The organism is Schleiferilactobacillus perolens DSM 12744 (genome assembly GCF_001435585.1).
Classification (GTDB): domain Bacteria; phylum Bacillota; class Bacilli; order Lactobacillales; family Lactobacillaceae; genus Schleiferilactobacillus; species Schleiferilactobacillus perolens.
In genome coordinates, this window is sequence record NZ_AZEC01000002.1 from 144,619 (window position 1) to 161,407 (window position 16,789).

Annotated in this window: 15 protein-coding genes; 1 reads left to right on the forward strand and 14 read right to left on the reverse strand. The window is 47.7% G+C overall.

Features of this window, described 5'->3' with window-relative positions; genetic code table 11:
* Positions 1 to 71: 71 nt before the first annotated feature.
* Together FD09_RS02865 and FD09_RS02870 are read right to left on the reverse strand one after the other, a co-directional pair.
* Positions 72 to 812 carry an amino acid ABC transporter ATP-binding protein gene (locus tag FD09_RS02865; protein WP_083487464.1) on the reverse strand — a complete coding sequence of 247 codons (741 nt, stop codon included), beginning with the start codon at positions 810 to 812 and terminating at the stop codon, positions 72 to 74.
* The gene (locus FD09_RS02870) at positions 805 to 2,262 is read right to left on the reverse strand and encodes an ABC transporter substrate-binding protein/permease (protein WP_057818122.1); all 1,458 of its coding nucleotides are present in this window, start codon (positions 2,260 to 2,262) and stop codon (positions 805 to 807) included. The genes FD09_RS02865 and FD09_RS02870 overlap by 8 nt, the downstream gene beginning before the upstream one ends.
* 175 nt (positions 2,263 to 2,437) lie before the next feature.
* On the opposite strand from FD09_RS02870, the gene FD09_RS16540 reads away from it, so the two are divergent.
* Complete coding sequence (locus tag FD09_RS16540) at positions 2,438 to 2,590, forward strand: SPJ_0845 family protein (protein ID WP_164480540.1); 153 nt, start codon at positions 2,438 to 2,440, stop codon at positions 2,588 to 2,590.
* Positions 2,591 to 2,658: 68 nt separating this feature from the next.
* Here the strand turns inward: FD09_RS16540 and yihA are convergent, their stop codons facing one another.
* From yihA to FD09_RS02930, 12 genes are all read right to left on the reverse strand, one after another.
* Positions 2,659 to 3,249, reverse strand: a complete 591-nt coding sequence (gene yihA, locus FD09_RS02875) for a ribosome biogenesis GTP-binding protein YihA/YsxC (RefSeq protein WP_057818124.1) — start codon at positions 3,247 to 3,249, stop codon at positions 2,659 to 2,661.
* Positions 3,250 to 3,280: 31 nt separating this feature from the next.
* Positions 3,281 to 4,522, reverse strand: coding sequence for an ATP-dependent Clp protease ATP-binding subunit ClpX (gene clpX, locus FD09_RS02880; RefSeq protein WP_057818126.1), 1,242 nt, complete (start codon positions 4,520 to 4,522; stop codon positions 3,281 to 3,283).
* Positions 4,523 to 4,728: 206 nt separating this feature from the next.
* Positions 4,729 to 6,012: a trigger factor gene (tig, locus tag FD09_RS02885; RefSeq protein ID WP_057818128.1), complete on the reverse strand. Its 1,284-nt coding sequence runs from the start codon at positions 6,010 to 6,012 to the stop codon at positions 4,729 to 4,731.
* Positions 6,013 to 6,177: 165 nt separating this feature from the next.
* A complete protein-coding gene (gene tuf / locus FD09_RS02890; protein ID WP_057818130.1) occupies positions 6,178 to 7,368 on the reverse strand; it encodes an elongation factor Tu in 1,191 nt (396 codons plus the stop codon).
* A gap of 231 nt (positions 7,369 to 7,599) precedes the next feature.
* Entirely contained in the window at positions 7,600 to 8,556 is a 957-nt protein-coding gene (locus tag FD09_RS02895; protein ID WP_057818133.1) for a hypothetical protein, read from the reverse strand.
* On the reverse strand, positions 8,556 to 10,310 hold the full coding sequence (locus tag FD09_RS02900; protein WP_057818136.1) for a ribonuclease J: 1,755 nt from the start codon (positions 10,308 to 10,310) through the stop codon (positions 8,556 to 8,558). The genes FD09_RS02895 and FD09_RS02900 overlap by 1 nt, the downstream gene beginning before the upstream one ends.
* Before the next feature lie 184 nt (positions 10,311 to 10,494).
* Positions 10,495 to 11,544 (reverse strand): hypothetical protein, encoded by a 1,050-nt coding sequence (locus FD09_RS02905; RefSeq protein WP_057818138.1) that lies wholly within the window; start codon positions 11,542 to 11,544, stop codon positions 10,495 to 10,497.
* A 106-nt stretch (positions 11,545 to 11,650) separates the two neighbouring features.
* Positions 11,651 to 11,920, reverse strand: a complete 270-nt coding sequence (gene rpsO / locus FD09_RS02910; RefSeq protein WP_057818140.1) for a 30S ribosomal protein S15 — start codon at positions 11,918 to 11,920, stop codon at positions 11,651 to 11,653.
* Between the two features lie 146 nt (positions 11,921 to 12,066).
* Complete coding sequence (rpsT, locus tag FD09_RS02915) at positions 12,067 to 12,321, reverse strand: 30S ribosomal protein S20 (protein WP_057818142.1); 255 nt, start codon at positions 12,319 to 12,321, stop codon at positions 12,067 to 12,069.
* 368 nt (positions 12,322 to 12,689) lie between these two features.
* Positions 12,690 to 13,727, reverse strand: a complete 1,038-nt coding sequence (gene holA, locus FD09_RS02920) for a DNA polymerase III subunit delta (protein ID WP_057818144.1) — start codon at positions 13,725 to 13,727, stop codon at positions 12,690 to 12,692.
* The gene (locus FD09_RS02925; RefSeq protein ID WP_057818146.1) at positions 13,697 to 15,988 is read right to left on the reverse strand and encodes a DNA internalization-related competence protein ComEC/Rec2; all 2,292 of its coding nucleotides are present in this window, start codon (positions 15,986 to 15,988) and stop codon (positions 13,697 to 13,699) included. The genes holA and FD09_RS02925 overlap by 31 nt, the downstream gene beginning before the upstream one ends.
* The gene (locus FD09_RS02930; RefSeq protein WP_057818148.1) at positions 15,985 to 16,722 is read right to left on the reverse strand and encodes a helix-hairpin-helix domain-containing protein; all 738 of its coding nucleotides are present in this window, start codon (positions 16,720 to 16,722) and stop codon (positions 15,985 to 15,987) included. The genes FD09_RS02925 and FD09_RS02930 overlap by 4 nt, the downstream gene beginning before the upstream one ends.
* Positions 16,723 to 16,789: the final 67 nt, after the last annotated feature.

The following is a 16,789-nucleotide window of genomic DNA, read 5'->3' on the forward strand; positions in this document are numbered from 1 at the left end:
AAAAGAGCCGCATCTTTTTTCGGATGCCGCTCCATCAGCGCAAATTTATTATACAGGCTCTGTCAACCGAGTTATTGGACCAATACTTTAGCCAAGAATGACTTGGTCCGTTCATTTTTGGGATGGTCAAAAATTTGCTCGGGTGTGCCTTTTTCTGCCAGCACACCGCCATCCATAAACCAAACTTGATCGGCTACTTGACGGGCAAAGCCCATTTCATGGGTCACGACCACCATCGTCATCCCTGCCTTAGCCAAGGCCTGCATCACTTTCAGGACTTCACCGACCATTTCCGGATCCAGCGCAGAAGTAGGTTCATCAAACAGCATCACATCTGGATCCATGGCCAACGCTCGGGCAATGGCGACCCGCTGTTGTTGACCACCGGATAGCGAGGCGGGAAAGGCGTCGGCCTTATCCGCCAAACCCACCTGCTCTAACAACTGTTGCCCTTGTTCGTTAGCCGCAGCCGCCCCTGTTTTCTTGACCCGTTGCGGCGCCAAGGTCACATTGGCCAGGACATTCATGTTAGGAAAAAGATTGAAGCTTTGGAACACCATCCCCATCTTTTCGCGCACAGTATCCAACTTATTCGTTGGCAGATGAGTAATATCCTCGCCTTCGAAGAATACAGAACCGGCAGTGGGTTGTTCCAACATGTTGAGCATGCGTAAAAAGGTTGATTTACCCCCACCAGAAGGACCAATGACCACAATCACTTGCCCCTTTTCAACCTGCGCATCAATTCCCTTGATGACTTCTGTGTCCCCAAAACTCTTTTTTAGACCAACTGTCTGAATCATACTAGGCATGCTGCATCTTCCTTTCGGCGAAATTCAGTAACCGGGTCAACCCGAATACGAGAACGAAGTAAATGACCATCGCGACAGCATAAGGAGCGATTCCCTTGTAAGTGGCTGCTTGTACCAACCGCAATTGGTAGATAATGTCTGTCACCCCGATAACTGAGACAATGGAACTTTCCTTAATCAGTGAGATAAATTCGTTCCCCAATGATGGCCAGATTATTTTCAATGCTTGGGGCATAATCACGTAGCGGAGCGTGTCTTTAGACGATAGCCCAAGAGAGCGGGCCGCCTCCGTTTGACCCTTCGCGACAGAATCGATACCGCCCCGGATATATTCAGCCACGTACGCCCCAGAGTTCATCGCCACCCCGACCATACCGGCAGTCAATGCCGGTATGTTGAGACCAAAATATAGGAACATGACTTGAATCATCAACGGTGTACCGCGAATGAATTCCACATAACCGGTGGCTAACCACTTCAACGGGGCAATGCTGCCCAACCGGCAAAGTGCCAGCAACGTCCCCAGCAGGACCCCAAGCACAACGCCAACCAAACTAATGAGTAAAGTGTAGCCGATCCCCTTAATAAAGTAGCTGCGGTAACTCCACATGGAGGTATCTGCGACATTGACTTTCAAACTCTTGCCCGCATCAGCTAAATATTTAGTGGTCAGCTTTTGCTGTTTGATCTTAGTAATTGTTTTATTAACTGCAGTGACCAAAGAGGTGGAGTTCTTGGCGAAGGCAATGGCGGTGCCATCACCGGTATCTGTCAAGTCAAAGCCGCCATTAATGACCACGAGATCCGGATTGTTTTTCACATATGCGGTTGCCACAGCAGATTCAGCGACCAGCCCATCAATCTTGTGGGTCTTGAGGGCAATAATCAAATCGGTGACCTTCGTTAAACCAGTCAGTTTAGCACCCTTGATCTGCTTTTTTACCAGGTCATATTGAAGTGACCCTGTTTGAGCCCCTACTTTTTTATTGTAAAAAGATTTGTAGTTCTTGTAAATTTCTTTGTCGGCCTTATTGATAATGATAGATTGGCCTGAAAAGTAATATGGCTCAGAAAAATCAACACTTTGCTTCCGTTCTGGCGTGGGCGACATGGCAGATAACACCATATCAATCTTATGGGTCTCTAAGCCCACCAACAGAGCATCGAAATCCATTTGTTTCACAACCAGCTTGACGCCTAAGTCCTTCGCAATTTGTTTCCCAATGGCGATGTCCATGCCCACTGGTTTATTGTTAACTAGAAATTCGTACGGCGGATAGTCCGGCGAAGTCCCCATAACAATGGTGCCTTTCTTCTTTATTGCCGCCAGTGAATTATCATTTGCGGCCGCTTGAACATTTTGTGTTTGACTGATACTGATGGCTGTCGTCAGTGTGATCAACATACTGCACCAGATCAACAGTTTAACTAACCAGTGCTTTCCCTTCATTACGCTCACTCCAAATTTCATAATAGAACTAATATACCTGCTCTTATTGTAATATTCAAGATAATCTTAAATTTATGCGATTATTTGTGCATAATTTATTAATAAGTGAATACAAAACAAAAAGGATGCGCTTTAACGCAGATTTTGTTAAACTAGGGGCACAGAGGTGAAGACCATGGGATTAACAGTCAAACGCGAGAACACCCTAACAAGTTTATTCGACCAATTTGCCACCTTGCCGGCCGACCTCAAAGAAAAGGTAGACCTCAAAGACGGCGAAAAGAAAGAACAGAAGCCGACAGATAAAAAGGCTGACAAGAAGAAATAAGTCAGCGACGCAAAAAAACTGCTGTCCGCAATCACTAGATTGCAGACAACAGTTTTTTGTTTTGTCCTTTATTCAGCGGCCATATGCGCTTCGATCCAATCCCAGACGGCATCCTTGCCAAAGCCCTCTTGGGCGGAAAAGAGCACCACACGCGTGGCAGGCGTCAATCCCAAGGTCTTGCGAATCATACTCTCACTGCGATTGAACTGGCTGCGCTTAACCTTATCCATCTTCGTTGCCACGACAAGTACCGGCAACTCGTAATAAGCCAAGTAGCGATACATAGAGACATCGTCGGCGGTAGGCACATGCCGACCATCAACCAATTGCACCACACCGCGCAGAACTGAGCGCTTAGTGAGATACGCTTCAATCATGGCACCAAATTCCGCTCGTTGTTTCTTGGACACCTTTGCATAGCCATAACCGGGCACATCTACTAAAAATAACTCGTTTTCTACGGCATAAAAGTTCAATGTCCTTGTCTTTCCGGGTGCACCAGACGTCCGGGCCAATGCTTTGCGGTTAATTAATCTATTGGTTAAAGACGACTTGCCGACATTGGAACGACCGACCAACGCAATTTCGGGCCAACCATCGGTCGGGTATTGACTAGCGGCCACTGCACTAATGCGCAATGAGACATCGTTCACCAACACGGTGACCACCTCTTTTCTTCACTACTGACCATTAGGATGCTTTCTTCAATTCGAGTTCTGGCTTCTCGTCGCCACGGACGGCGGCAGCATTTACAACGACCCGATTCACATTGGGTTCACTCGGCACCTCGAACATGGTGTCCATCATGACTTCTTCCATAATGGCACGTAATCCTCGGGCACCCGTATTACGTTCAATGGCTTCGTGCGCAATAGCTTGCAATGCGTCTGGCGTGAACTCCAAATCAACATTATCCAGCGATAACAGCTTCTTATACTGCTTGACAAGCGCATTCTTCGGTTCCTGTAAAATCCGTACCAAATCATGCTCAGTAAGCGTCTCCAGTGCCGCAATAATGGGCACCCGGCCGATGAATTCGGGAATAATCCCAAATTTCATTAAGTCTTCTGGGATGATTTGCTGCATCAAACTCTTAGACGTATCAATATGCTTCTCCGAATCCGTGCCGAAACCAATCGTCTTTTCACCAAGACGATTACGCACAATCGTCTCAATACCGTCAAAGGCCCCACCCACAATAAACAGAATATTAGTGGTGTCGATTTGAATAAACTCTTGTTGCGGGTGTTTACGACCACCCTGGGGCGGAACATTGGCAGTAGTGCCTTCCAGGATCTTCAACAATGCCTGTTGAACACCTTCACCAGAAACATCCCGGGTAATGGAGACGTTCTCGCTCTTCTTGGCGATCTTATCGATTTCATCGATATAGACGATCCCCTTTTGGGCGCGCTCCACGTTATAATCCGCGTTTTGCAACAACTTCAAAAGAATGTTTTCAACATCCTCCCCGACATAACCTGCTTCGGTCAATGTCGTCGCATCCGCAATGGCAAACGGCACATCCAGCAGTTTAGCCAAAGTTTGGGCTAAGAATGTCTTCCCTGAACCCGTCGGGCCGATCAACGCAATGTTTGACTTCTGCAGTTCTGGACCATCACTGTGGGGATCAGACATTTCGTTGACCCGCTTGTAATGGTTGTAAACCGCTACTGCCAATGCCCTTTTGGCATCATCTTGACCGATGACGTACTCGTTGAGCGTCTTCAAGATGTCAATGGGTTTGGGCACTTTTAACAAATCATCATAGGAGTCTTCCTTGAATTCCTCGTCAATGATTTCTTTGCAAAGATCGATACATTCGTTACAGATATATACACCCGGGCCAGCCACAATTTTTTTGACTTGGTCCTGTGTCTTACCACAAAAAGAACACTTGATGGGACCAGTCGTGTCAATATTATCGAACATTAAACCAACCCTTCTTTAAATCCAATCGATTCACAGGCTACTTATCATCACAAAGAATAACACAGAGAACGCATGGGCGTAAAGAAAATTGCCCAGTGGGAAAACAAGGTTATGCTGTGAATGAAACACGCAACTATCGACCATGGTTTACCAATGGCGACAGTTGCGTGCGTACTGCGAACAAAATTAATGTCGGCTAACTTAAATTATGCTTCCTTAGCAGAAGAAACAATCAAGTCGATGGCCTTCTTGATGCCAATATCGTGTTGCAACATGTCATCCGTCAATGTCTTGCGGACATCTTTTTCAGCCATGCCATATTCAGCAGCTAAGCTCTTGATCTCGTCATTGATATCCTCTTTGGATGCTTCAATGTGTTCCGCTTTAACGATGGCTTCCAACACTAAGTCGGTCTTCACCCGTTGACTAGCATCTTGTTCGAACTGCTTGTGCAGGTCTTCTTCGCTAGTCCCAGTCAATTGATAATACATTTGAGGATTGATACCTTGCCGTTGTAAATTGCCCAGGTATTGATCCATTTGGTTGTGCACTTCGTTGTCGATCATTACTTCAGGCAAATCCTTGATCTCAGCATGCGCCACAGCCTGATTCACTGCAGATTCTTGAATAGCGTCATCCGCTTTTTGATCTTTTTCCTGCTGCAGCTTTTCCTTTTGCTTGGCTTTTAATTCGTCTAAAGTATCGACATCTTCGTCAACATCCTTGGCAAATTCATCGTCCAAAGCCGGCAACTGTTTTTCCTTAATTTCGTGAATCTTCACTTGGAAGACTGCATCCTTACCGGCTAAATCTTTAGCTTGGTAATCTTTCGGGAATTGAACGTTGACTGCCACTTCTTCACCAGATTTGTGACCAATCAATTGGTCTTCAAAGCCAGGGATGAATGAACCAGAGCCAATCTCCAAGGAATAATTGTCAGCTTTGCCGCCATCAAACGGCGTACCATCAATACTGCCTTCATAATCAATGACAGCAGTATCACCCTTTTCAATCGCACCGTCTTCCTTCAGAACAAGTTCAGCTTGCTCTTCTTGCAGAGAATGCAGCTTGTCTTCTAAATCCTTATCGCTGACTGTCCGGTCCTGCTTGGGTACGGTTAAGCCCTTATAATCACCCAAGGTGACTTCTGGCTTGACAGTGACTTTAGCAGAAACGACCCAAGGTTCATTGGGATCCATCTTCTCAACATTGAACTTAGGTTGATCAACAGGAGCAATGGCGGCTTCTTTGACCGCTGCGTCGTAAGCATCGGGCAGCACAATATTTAAGGCATCTTCGTACAATGCGCCTTCGCCAAACATCCGGTTGAATACTTGCCGAGATACATGGCCCTTACGGAAGCCAGGTACATTGATGTTCTTCTTGACCTTAGTAAAGGCTTGATCCATACCCTTTTGGATCGTGTTTAGATCGATATCAAAAGTCAAAGTACCATCATTCGTACCTTGCTTTTCCCATTTTGCAGACATTTAAATACCTCCGGTTACATTTCACATTTTTACTGGCACACCAAAGCGTGCATCGCATACCTAACAATGATATACGAAACAACCGCAGGTGTAAACAGATTAGAAATAAAAAGCCCCGTATCCATAGGGATACGGGGCAATAACTATCTTAGACTAGGTCTAAAATTAGTCCAGAATGTCGGTTACCTGACCGGCACCAACAGTCCGACCGCCTTCACGGACGGTGAACTTCGTACCCTTTTCGATAGCGACCGGAGCAATCAGGTCCACTTCGAAGGTTACGTTATCGCCAGGCATAACCATTTCAACGCCTTCAGGCAATTCAATTACACCAGTCACATCGGTGGTATGGAAGTAGAATTGCGGCCGATAGTTGGAGAAGAACGGCGTATGACGGCCACCTTCTTCTTTCGACAGGATATAAACTTCACCCTTGAACTTGTTATGAGTTTGGATAGAACCTGGCTTAGCCAAAACTTGACCACGTTCTACTTGGTCCCGACCAACACCACGGAGCAAGACACCAACGTTATCGCCGGCTTCACCAAGATCCAGGGTCTTACGGAACATTTCCAAACCAGTGACAACGGATTTGATGACTTCTGGCTTCAAACCAACGATTTCAACTTCTTCGCCGACTTTGATTGTACCACGATCGATACGACCAGAAGCAACAGTACCACGACCAGTGATTGTGAAGACATCTTCGACAGGCATCAAGAACGGCTTATCAACGTCACGTTCCGGTGTCGGAATGTATTCATCGATAACGTCCATTAATTCCCAGATAACCTTCTCTTGTTCGGGGTCGCCTTCCAGTGCCTTCAATGCAGAACCGCGCAATACTGGAATATCATCACCAGGGAAGTCGTATTCAGACAACAGTTCACGAACTTCCATCTCAACCAAGTCGATTAATTCTTCATCGTCAACCAAGTCAACCTTGTTTAGGAAGACAACGATGTAGTTAACACCAACCTGACGAGCCAGCAAGATGTGTTCACGTGTCTGCGGCATCGGGCCATCAGTAGCGGCAACGACCAAGATCGCACCATCCATCTGAGCAGCACCGGTGATCATGTTCTTAACGTAATCGGCATGCCCAGGGGCATCGATATGCGCATAGTGACGCTTTTCAGTTTCGTATTCAACGTGGGCAGTGTTGATGGTAATGCCCCGTTCTTTTTCTTCCGGAGCTTTATCGATTTCAGCGTAATCTTCAGCTTTTGCCAAGCCTTTGGATGCCAATACCTTTGTGATAGCAGCGGTTAAAGTTGTTTTCCCATGGTCAACGTGGCCAATTGTACCAATGTTAACATGGGGTTTAGTTCTTTCATAATGTTCTTTTTCAGCCATGAAAAGAAACCTCCTATGTTTTTCGAGGACTGTGCACAATGACGCACAGTCTTTAGATAAAATTGTACTACTTTTGTTGGGAAAACAAAAGGTTTATTTCCCTTCAAAAATATCCTCTTAGCATTATACGGTGTTTAAAAATGTTTGTAAACACCATCAGCCGGGTTTTTCATTACTAAATCCTAAGCCGGACCACGCCGTGTTGTCAAGACATGCATCAAATCACGCCATTCACAAAGGCTGGTCATTCAATGCTGCTAATTCATGATCAAGCCGATCCTGCCAACGCTTCACCACGGATGCTTCAGTGATGACTTTTTCATTACCGCTCAGCCGTCGAACCACATAATTTGCCCACTCATCCGGGTCAGTCACGACGCTGGTCACCCGCGGAAACAGTAACAGCAAATATAAATGCAGTTCCTGATCAACCATGGTGGCCAATTCAGGTTCGTTGTTTTCGTATTCGTCGACAAACTTTGTCCACGCGGCTTGTACCGAATTATCAAAGGGGTTGTCAACTTGGGCCGGCACAAAGGTGATATCCTCGTCGAACCACCGTAATCCTCTAGTTTCTTCGTCGCCGAGTGTGACAAAATGCAATGCCACCGTGTTCCGCAGTGCCTGGGGCAAATATTGTTCCGTTAATAACCGCGGAGCAATCTCATTGAACGTGGCTAATGGCAGGTTATCCATGTCACTGACCAGCTTGGTCTGCATGAGAACGGACTCCCCGGCAATACCTAAATACTGTTTTGTTTGGGTAGCAATGGCCTCTTTTTCTGCATCCAGATATTGCTTTTCCCGCCCTATCAAAAAATCGCCGGCTTCACTGAACCGCGTTTTTTCCTCAGGTGTGTGGACAAGTGAGCTGAGACTGCGTAACCACTCGTGAGCACCTAAAAAGCGATGACTTTCCGTCAAAACCTGCGCAAACAAGATGCCATCGGTCAACGTCCGGGCATAACCGGTAATAAATTCCTCCGCCACACTCTGAGCTTCCTGGAAATGACCGGCATGCAGCAACGCCTCCGTCAGCATGCGACTGACAGCAAAAGTGTGCTCGTGCGTATAGGCCGCTTCGAAGTGTTCTGCAGCTTGCTCAAACTCGCCAGCGTGCATGGCAGCACGCCCCAGATCTAAATGATGTTCGTCGTTGTGGGGAAATGCCACAATTTTGTTATTCATTACTTCTCCTTGTCGACTGAATTTGCCGGGGTGGCCGGCTTCTTTTCTGGTGCACGTAAACGGCGGCGCGGTTTGACCTCCATGATTACCGGTAAAATAACGGGATGTCGTTTGGTTTGTTCAAATAAGAAATGGGAAAGTTTCTCCCGCATATTCTGTTTCAAATTAGACCAATCCATCTCTTTATTGTCCAGATCATGTTGCACCGTTTCTTTGACAATGGTGGCACTTTCAGCCATCAAATCACGGTTCGCCTTCATATAGACAAAACCACGGGCCGTGACTTTAGGCGCGGATACCACGATCTTTTTGCGGCGATCAATCGAAACCACTGCAATAAATATACCATCATCAGCCAGCATCTTGCGATCCCGTAAAACAATATTACCGATGTCGCCGACGCCCAAACCATCAATCATGGTATTGCCGGCAGTAACTCCTTGGGCCAGGTGCATTCCACTCTTGTCGTAGGAAAGGACATCCCCAATTTTTGTCAAGAAAATATGATCTGCTGGAATACCCGTTTGCTTAGCAATTTCTGCATGAGCGTTCATGGACCGATATTCGCCCTGAATGGGAATCAAGTATTTGGGGTGCACTAAATTGAGCAGCAGTTGTAAATCATTGCGGTATGCGTGCCCCGAAGCATGCAAATCGTCAGAAATTGCCTTCACTTCACCACCGGCCCGATAGATCATATCTTTCGTTTTGGCGACTGTGGTTTCCATGGCATAGGATGGTGTTGTTGAAATAAATACCAGGTCCCCCTGATGAATGTGCACCGTCCGGTGTCGATTGGTTGCCATCTTTTGCAACGATTTGAGGGGCTCGCCAGACCGCCCTGTTTCCAAAATCACCAATTGATGATCGTCATATTTTTTGATGTCTTTGACTGGTACCAAAATATTTGGATTCGGTAACCGTAACAACTTCAAATGCAAAGCTGTTCGGACAATCTTAGCCAAATCGCGGCCAGTCAAAATGACCTTGCGCCCAGTTTTGCCAGCGGCGTCTAAGACTTGCTGAATACGCATGATGTTGGACGCCACTGATGCAACAATGATCCGCCCGGAATGGTATTCAAAAGTCTCCAACACATATTTGCCAATGTCCGATTCACTGGTGTTGGGGTACGGTGATTCAGCGTTGGCAGAGTCAGCCAATAACGCTAATACCGGTTCCGTACCAATTTGGGCAAGGCGGGCAAAATCAGTCTGAAACAACGGCGATGCGGCCTGATCAAATTTGAAGTCACCCGTGTACACGATTTGACCAACCGGTGTTTTAATGACTACGCCGAGTGATTCGGGAATCGAATGAGTTGTTTTAAAGAAGCTCACTGTGGCGGCGTCAAAATCAATCGCCGTATTTTCATCAATGACATGAAAATTATTGAACTTCCGTGATGCCTTAACCGACTTCACTGTGATTTTGGCCAATTCCACAGTCAATTTTGAACCAAAGACCGGAATGTCGTGGTTCCCAATCAAATACGGCAATGCACCAATGGCATCCGCATGACCGTGGGTTAAGAAAATCCCGGCCACCCGATCAATATTCTCCTCAATATACGAAAAATCTGGAATGACGACATCTACGCCGAGCATTTCATTTTCGGGATATTTGATGCCACAATCTAAAATAAAAATATCTGAATTAACTTCCACAGCATAAATGTTTTTTCCGTTCTCGCGGACACCACCGAGAATGACAACGCGAACTTTATCCTGCGTTTTTTGTGTTTTCTGTACCATATTCCACCTCAACTAAAGCCCGCACATCGGCGCGGCTCTTTATTGCCTTTCTGTTTTTCTGATTCACAGATTCTTTTGACACAAATGTGCCACCCGTACATCAAAAATATCTAGTGGTAATTGTAACATATTCGGCGGCAGAGGGGGAAACGCCCTGTCTTGGTATGATAACGCTCACGCCAGACTAATGGTTGGTGAGAGAATGCCGACCTCCTAATGCGGCCGACCGTAGTTTGACCAACGCACGGAAATTCTGCTCGTCGCTAATCCTCAGCTGTTGGGCCATTTGCTGCCAAAACAACACCGGTTGCGGTGTATCCAGACAACCGTGCCAGCGCCATTCATCCTGAGCAGCGCAGATGCGCGTGAGATGCCCTTGACTGACAGGCACGGTCGTACTCCAATAAGGTAAAGCCGACGAGCCTGTGAGCAATGCACTGCCATTTATCCACAAATCCGTTAAAAACAAGCCCTTTCCCAACACTTGGACTGCTGTCTGTGGCAATCCGGCTAACAACCAAGCGGTATCGGCAGATACAGATGGGTGATCACTGGTACCAGCGGTCACAGTGATACTGGCATTTCCTTGACTGAGATAGAGAAGGATCGTGGCGGCTGGTGTGTCCAGCCATGTTGTAAAGCGCGGCGGTGTCGATAAAATCACCGTGGCCACTGGTGATTTCGCTTGCACTGGTGCGGCCAGTCGCCCCAGTGCAAGAACTCGTCTGCTGTAGTTTATCAACACCTTTATCGATGCCTGCCCATTGGCTAAAGAAAAAGTGTCCTGCGGGGTGGTCCCAAGCACGGCGGAAATACCCTGGTCATCACCGCTCACGATAAGTCCGCTCCGGTTTGACCAAGTGAGTTCATGTAAATAATCGGCTGCTAGTAATGTACTGTGGCCGTTGGTTTGTTGATACAGCGAAACGCTGATGGCCACACTCATTACCTGCACAAGGGTATTGACCCGATGGCCAAGAATGACTGTGAGTGCCACGCCAGACCGCTCCCCGGGAACAGGCAACAGACATTGAGTCCAAAATTGGGCGGCCCAACTATTAAGCAGAAACTGGCCGGGAGTGGGTTTCAGCCATTTGATCTGGACGGCCGACTCTTCCATTGGCGCCACTAGCACCATCGTGTCCTCCGTGCGTACGGTCATTGTACCCACGGGCATTGTCGGTAGCAGCTGGGTACTAATCATCTGGTTGCCGATTCGCTGTCTGATCAGCATCGTCTATCATTCCTCCCCGTTTCTTTCTCTCACTGTACGGTCTTCCTAAAATTTGCGCAAGAAAAAACGCTGCTAGCGAATGCCAACAGCGCTCCAAATTTCTAAATTAACGACGCAGACCTAAGGATTGAATCAAGTCGCGGTAGCGTGCAACATCGTTGTCCCGCAGATAAGCCAGCAAATTACGCCGGTGACCAATCTTCTTCATCAAGCCAACATAGGAATGGTGATCCTTCTTGTGTACCCGCATGTGGTCGGTTAACGCATTGATGTCAGCTGTCAAAAGGGCAACTTGGACTTCAGGAGAACCTGTGTCGCCATCATGACGTGCGTACTTGGTAATGATTTCGGTCTTTTGAGTTTGGCTAATGGCCATTGTAACTCCACCTTTCTTCGAATACTCGCCGCACTGTGTCCTCGTCGGTGATTCGTGGAACAAAGTGTGCGAAAAAGTAATAAAACGGCGCTAATACCGCCTTACATAAAGACATTCATAATGATGAATGTGCTCAGGATGCCTGTTTACTTGTTCAGTAAGCGAGTCAAACGAGACTTGTCACGCGCAGCCTTATTAGCGTGGATCAAGCCCTTGTTGTGGGCCCAGTCGATCTTGCTGATGGCGGCAGTATACAGATCCTGCTTGTTATCAGCACCAGCTTCGTTCGCCGTCAGGAAGTTCTTGACAGCAGTCCGCATCGCACTCTTTTGCGATGCATTTTGCAATTTTGCCTTGGTAGCGGTTTTAACCCGCTTCTTAGCAGATTTAATTTGCGGCATGAATTCACCCCCACATGTAGTTTATGTTTAAGTTCCTTATTAAAACTCAACGTCAACCATTATACAGATGGTACTGGTGCATTGCAATAAAAGATTGCAGAGGGCAAAGCCGAGCGGTTAGAAGCGTAGAGATAAGGCAGGGGCGGTGAAAAACTCGCACTTAAGTTTTACACCGCCCCTGCCTTATCTCATAGCTTCTGCTCGGCTTTGCCCGTTTCGGGGAGACTAAGCCCGTTTACGGAGGCTACGGTAAAGACATTTACCCTGCCGTGCAATGCTGCGCCATTCAGCCTCCGATCGCTCCGCATAGGCACTATATTCAGCGTGACGCGGATTTATTCATTTCCGCAAAATCGAAAAAACAATCTCTACCCCACACTCTTCCCCGCCGGTACCGATAAATGATGTACCACCCGCAAAAACAGCAGCATCGGGTCGGGCTGCTGGCTCTTAAACAGCACCTCATTATGGATAAGCTCCGTGAAACATGCAATGAGCGTGGTTAAGCTCAGGGAATGGACACTACGCAAAGCCAATTTGACCCGATATGGATGAACACTCAATTCTTTGGCGATCGCCATTTGACTCAAACCTTTACGACTCAAAATCTTCGTTTGTACCAGCAACCGGAACTGACTAACCAACAGAGCATTCAACCGCAAAGGCTCTTCTTGATTGGCTAACAATTCTTGATACACGCGGACAGCTTCGCCAACATGCTGTTGCGCCAAGGCATCAGTCACTGAAAAGACATTGTCCGTCAGCGTATTGGGGACCAAATCACGGACCAGAGGTAAAGAAATTATTTTGTCTGGTAAAGACCCTAAATATAGCTTAGGCAACTGGGTCACCATCCTCGAATAACTGGCATCGCTTTTGCGGAGAAATAAATTGAGTGCGTCCTCCTCGATTTGGTACCCTGCTGTGCGAATCTGCTCTGCCACTTGGGCACCCACCGCTCCGGCTGGAACTTGTTGGGCATCGATAAGCACCGCATTTTTACGTAATTGCTTGACGATTTTACGGCGTTCATCCAATTTGGGATAAGGGGCGGCGATTACCAATGTCGTGCTTTCAGAGGGATGGGCGAAATAAGCCGTTAATCCGTCAATATCTTCTTTCAATTGGTCCTTACCGGCATTGCCGGTCAAAAATTCTGGTTGAGTCGCCACGACCACTCGCCGCTCACCCAGGAAAGGCATCGCTGTGGCTTCCCCTAATAAATCACCGACAGTGGCGGTGGTCATATCCAAGTGGGCATAATTCATCGTTTTCTCGTCCGCAGTTAATAAGTGTGCAAAAAGTGACCGAGCCGTCTCCTGCAATGCTGTTTCTTCACCAAGAATAAGGTACAACGGAGCAATATCACCGGTCTTCAATTTTTGCTGTAATGTTTTAACATCCATTGTTTTTGCCTCCATTGGCGCATTGTGTGCCAATATGGTTCACCAAAAATTGGCGCCACATATTCAATGTATCCCTGTTCTGCTGTGTTCAAAGCAGTCACTTGGTTGTGTCGTAATCGCTCCACCGTGGTTGGTGCAGGATGATGATAACGATTGTTTTGGCCTGCCGAAATAATACCGATTTGCGGTTTAAGAGCCTGTAATAGTGCGTCCCCGGTGGAAGTTTTCGACCCATGATGACCCAATTTAATGATATCCGCCGTAAGGGAAAAGTGCTGCATGATCCTTTCCTCACCAGCAGTATCCAAATCACCCAACCACAACAAGTTATGGTGTTGCAGTTGAGTCTGTACCACCAGAGAATCTTCATTGGTGCCCGAGCCTGCTTGGAAAGGATGAACGACATAGAAAGTCATCCCGCGAATTGTCACATTTTGGCCAGCTGTCAAAGGAATGACCGCTGGCTTCTGGCGTGCTCTAGTCACAGCCGCGCACAACCCTTCGTGCTCTTGCATCCCAGACGGCACAAAGATCTGATTCACTGCCACCTGTTGTAGTAGATCGCCGAGATTGCCCATATGATCCGCATCTTGGTGTGAAATAAACACCGCGTCCAACCGCCCAATTCCCCAGTAGCGTAACACCGGTAAGACATGATAATCGATTGGCGGCGAATAGTACCGAGTTTGCCATTTTGGACGAGTAAATTGCAATTGCCCGCCGGTATCAATTAAAACCCGGGGACCACTGCCCCGGGCGATAACCAAACTGCTGTCCCCTTGACCGACATCAATAAAGGCGACCCGATCTTGCAGAGGCCACTGACGCCAAATTGTTAAGCCCACCAGCAATGTGCCGAATACACCAAGTGCCGCCAGACGCCAGCGCGGAACAAAGGCAATCAGCAAACTGCAAATAATTAGCACACCCAACATCATACCTGGAATCATCCCAATCGTCCAAACTGCTCCGGGTAGTTGGGCCCACCATGCGAGATGCTGATCCAGCCCGGTCAGTCCAATTTCTAGCATGCGCCAACCGGGCATCCCTATCAGGGCCAAAATCGTGACGAGAAAGACAAGCGGAAAAACAACAAAGTTAAAAAGCGGAATCAGTGCGATGTTCAAAAGCAATGTAAACGGTGACCACTGATATTGAAAGTACACCACAAAGGGCAAACTTAATAAATTGATCCATAGACTTTGCCGCCAAAACTTTGCTGGTGCGTAATACAAGCAAAATGCGAGGAAGAAACTAAGAATATTGCCCAACAATAAGACGCCTAACGGCCGTCCCAAGGACCACCAAATGAACACCACCCCCATCCGGTCCAAGGGGCCTAATGACCACCGGGCTGGTAAACCATGGGCTAAACCAAACATTGCCACAGAGCGCGTGACCCCTGTCGGCCAATCAGTTAACAAGCCATAAGCCAGCAGCAGGCCGATAACCACATATCGGGCCACTTCATAGGGACATCGACCAATCGAAAGAAGACACAGCAAAGCCGTTCCCAATAGCATAACCTGCATCCCCGACAAGCTCCAAAGATGAATGATGCCCAACTTGGTTTGATCAGCCTGTAATGTTTTGGCCAATACTGAATGGTCCTGACCTCCTAGCAACAATCCTTGGACATATATCCGCAGATGCGGCGGTAATGTATCGATGCGCCGCCGCAGAACTTGCCGCCATCGTTCACCGACAAAGCTGAACCATGTCCGCCATGACGGCGTTGGAGTAGTCTGGATCGTGCCGCCTGTCATTTGCCACCGAGTGTGAATATGGTATTGATAATGCGCAAATTGCTGAAAATCAAAAGTTCCGGGGTTGCGGCGGCTAGTTAATGCAGACCGTTCCACCAAACCGGAAATGATGAAAGGTTGATTCTGAGCAAGCAATGATTGTTTTTCCACAGCAGAAGATAATTTGTATTGCCACCATACCATTTTCTCACTTTCTGTGTCTTGAACCCGACCGGTCAACAAATCACCGTTGACTTTTAATCGGCTCGGATAGACCAAAACAGACGCCTGGCCACTGCGCGCCTCTGCAAAACTGGCCGACGGCAATGATAATTGCCATAATCCCGCCCAGCAAACAAGGGTTACGAGCGTCAATAACACGGCCCGCCAGCCTAGCTGACCACTGTGCATCAACGCAAAGAGCAGCAATAAACCACCGCCAAGATGACCGCCGCCAAACAAAATTGCTGCCCCCACAACGGCAATTGCCGTCCAAAAAGCAGTGTGCCTTTTCATACCGTTAATGCCGTTTTTAAATTGGCAATCGTCTTTTCGCCAATTCCGCTGATCTCCTTCAGATCATCCACGGATTGAAAAGGGCCATGGCTTTCGCGATAGGCAATAATTTCTTGGGCCCGCTTTGGTCCAATACCACTGATTTCTTCCAACTCAGCTTGACTTACGCTGTTCAAGTTTTTGGGCGCCTCTGATGCGCCATCAGCAGGCCCACTAGTCGCACTCGCCGCCGGTACCCCGCTCGATGCACTGGCGGCCAGTGGGCCCTGTTCGCCTTGCTGGGGAATATAGACAGCTGTCCCGTCGGTCAACGATTGGGCTAAATTCACTTGGCGACGATCTGCATTCCCCGTTAATCCGCCAGCCATCCGCACGGCATGATCCAGTCGACTGCCGGGAGCAAGTTGGTAAACACCCGGTTGATTGACTGCACCTTGAACATCAACCCAAATTATCGTTTTTTTTGCAACTGTTGTGGATTGCTTCATTTCCTGCTTTGATGAGGTCGAACTGCTTACCTGACCAACCATCCCTTGACGCGTCTGTCGCGCTGATTTCGGGATACTGGCCGGTTGTGTTGGTGTCAATACTGTGGCAGGCTGGATTTGCCGCAAATACCAAAATCCCAGCAACGCCAATGCCGCGAACACACCGACAAAACCGTACCAATAGCGCCGAAAGAAAACGGACCAGCCCCTTGACTGATCCGTTCGCTCACTTCGTTGTCTATGCATGACATCCCCCTCCTTTTCTCCTGACTATCTATTAGATACGAGAAAAGGCGCAAAAGGTGTCGGTTGT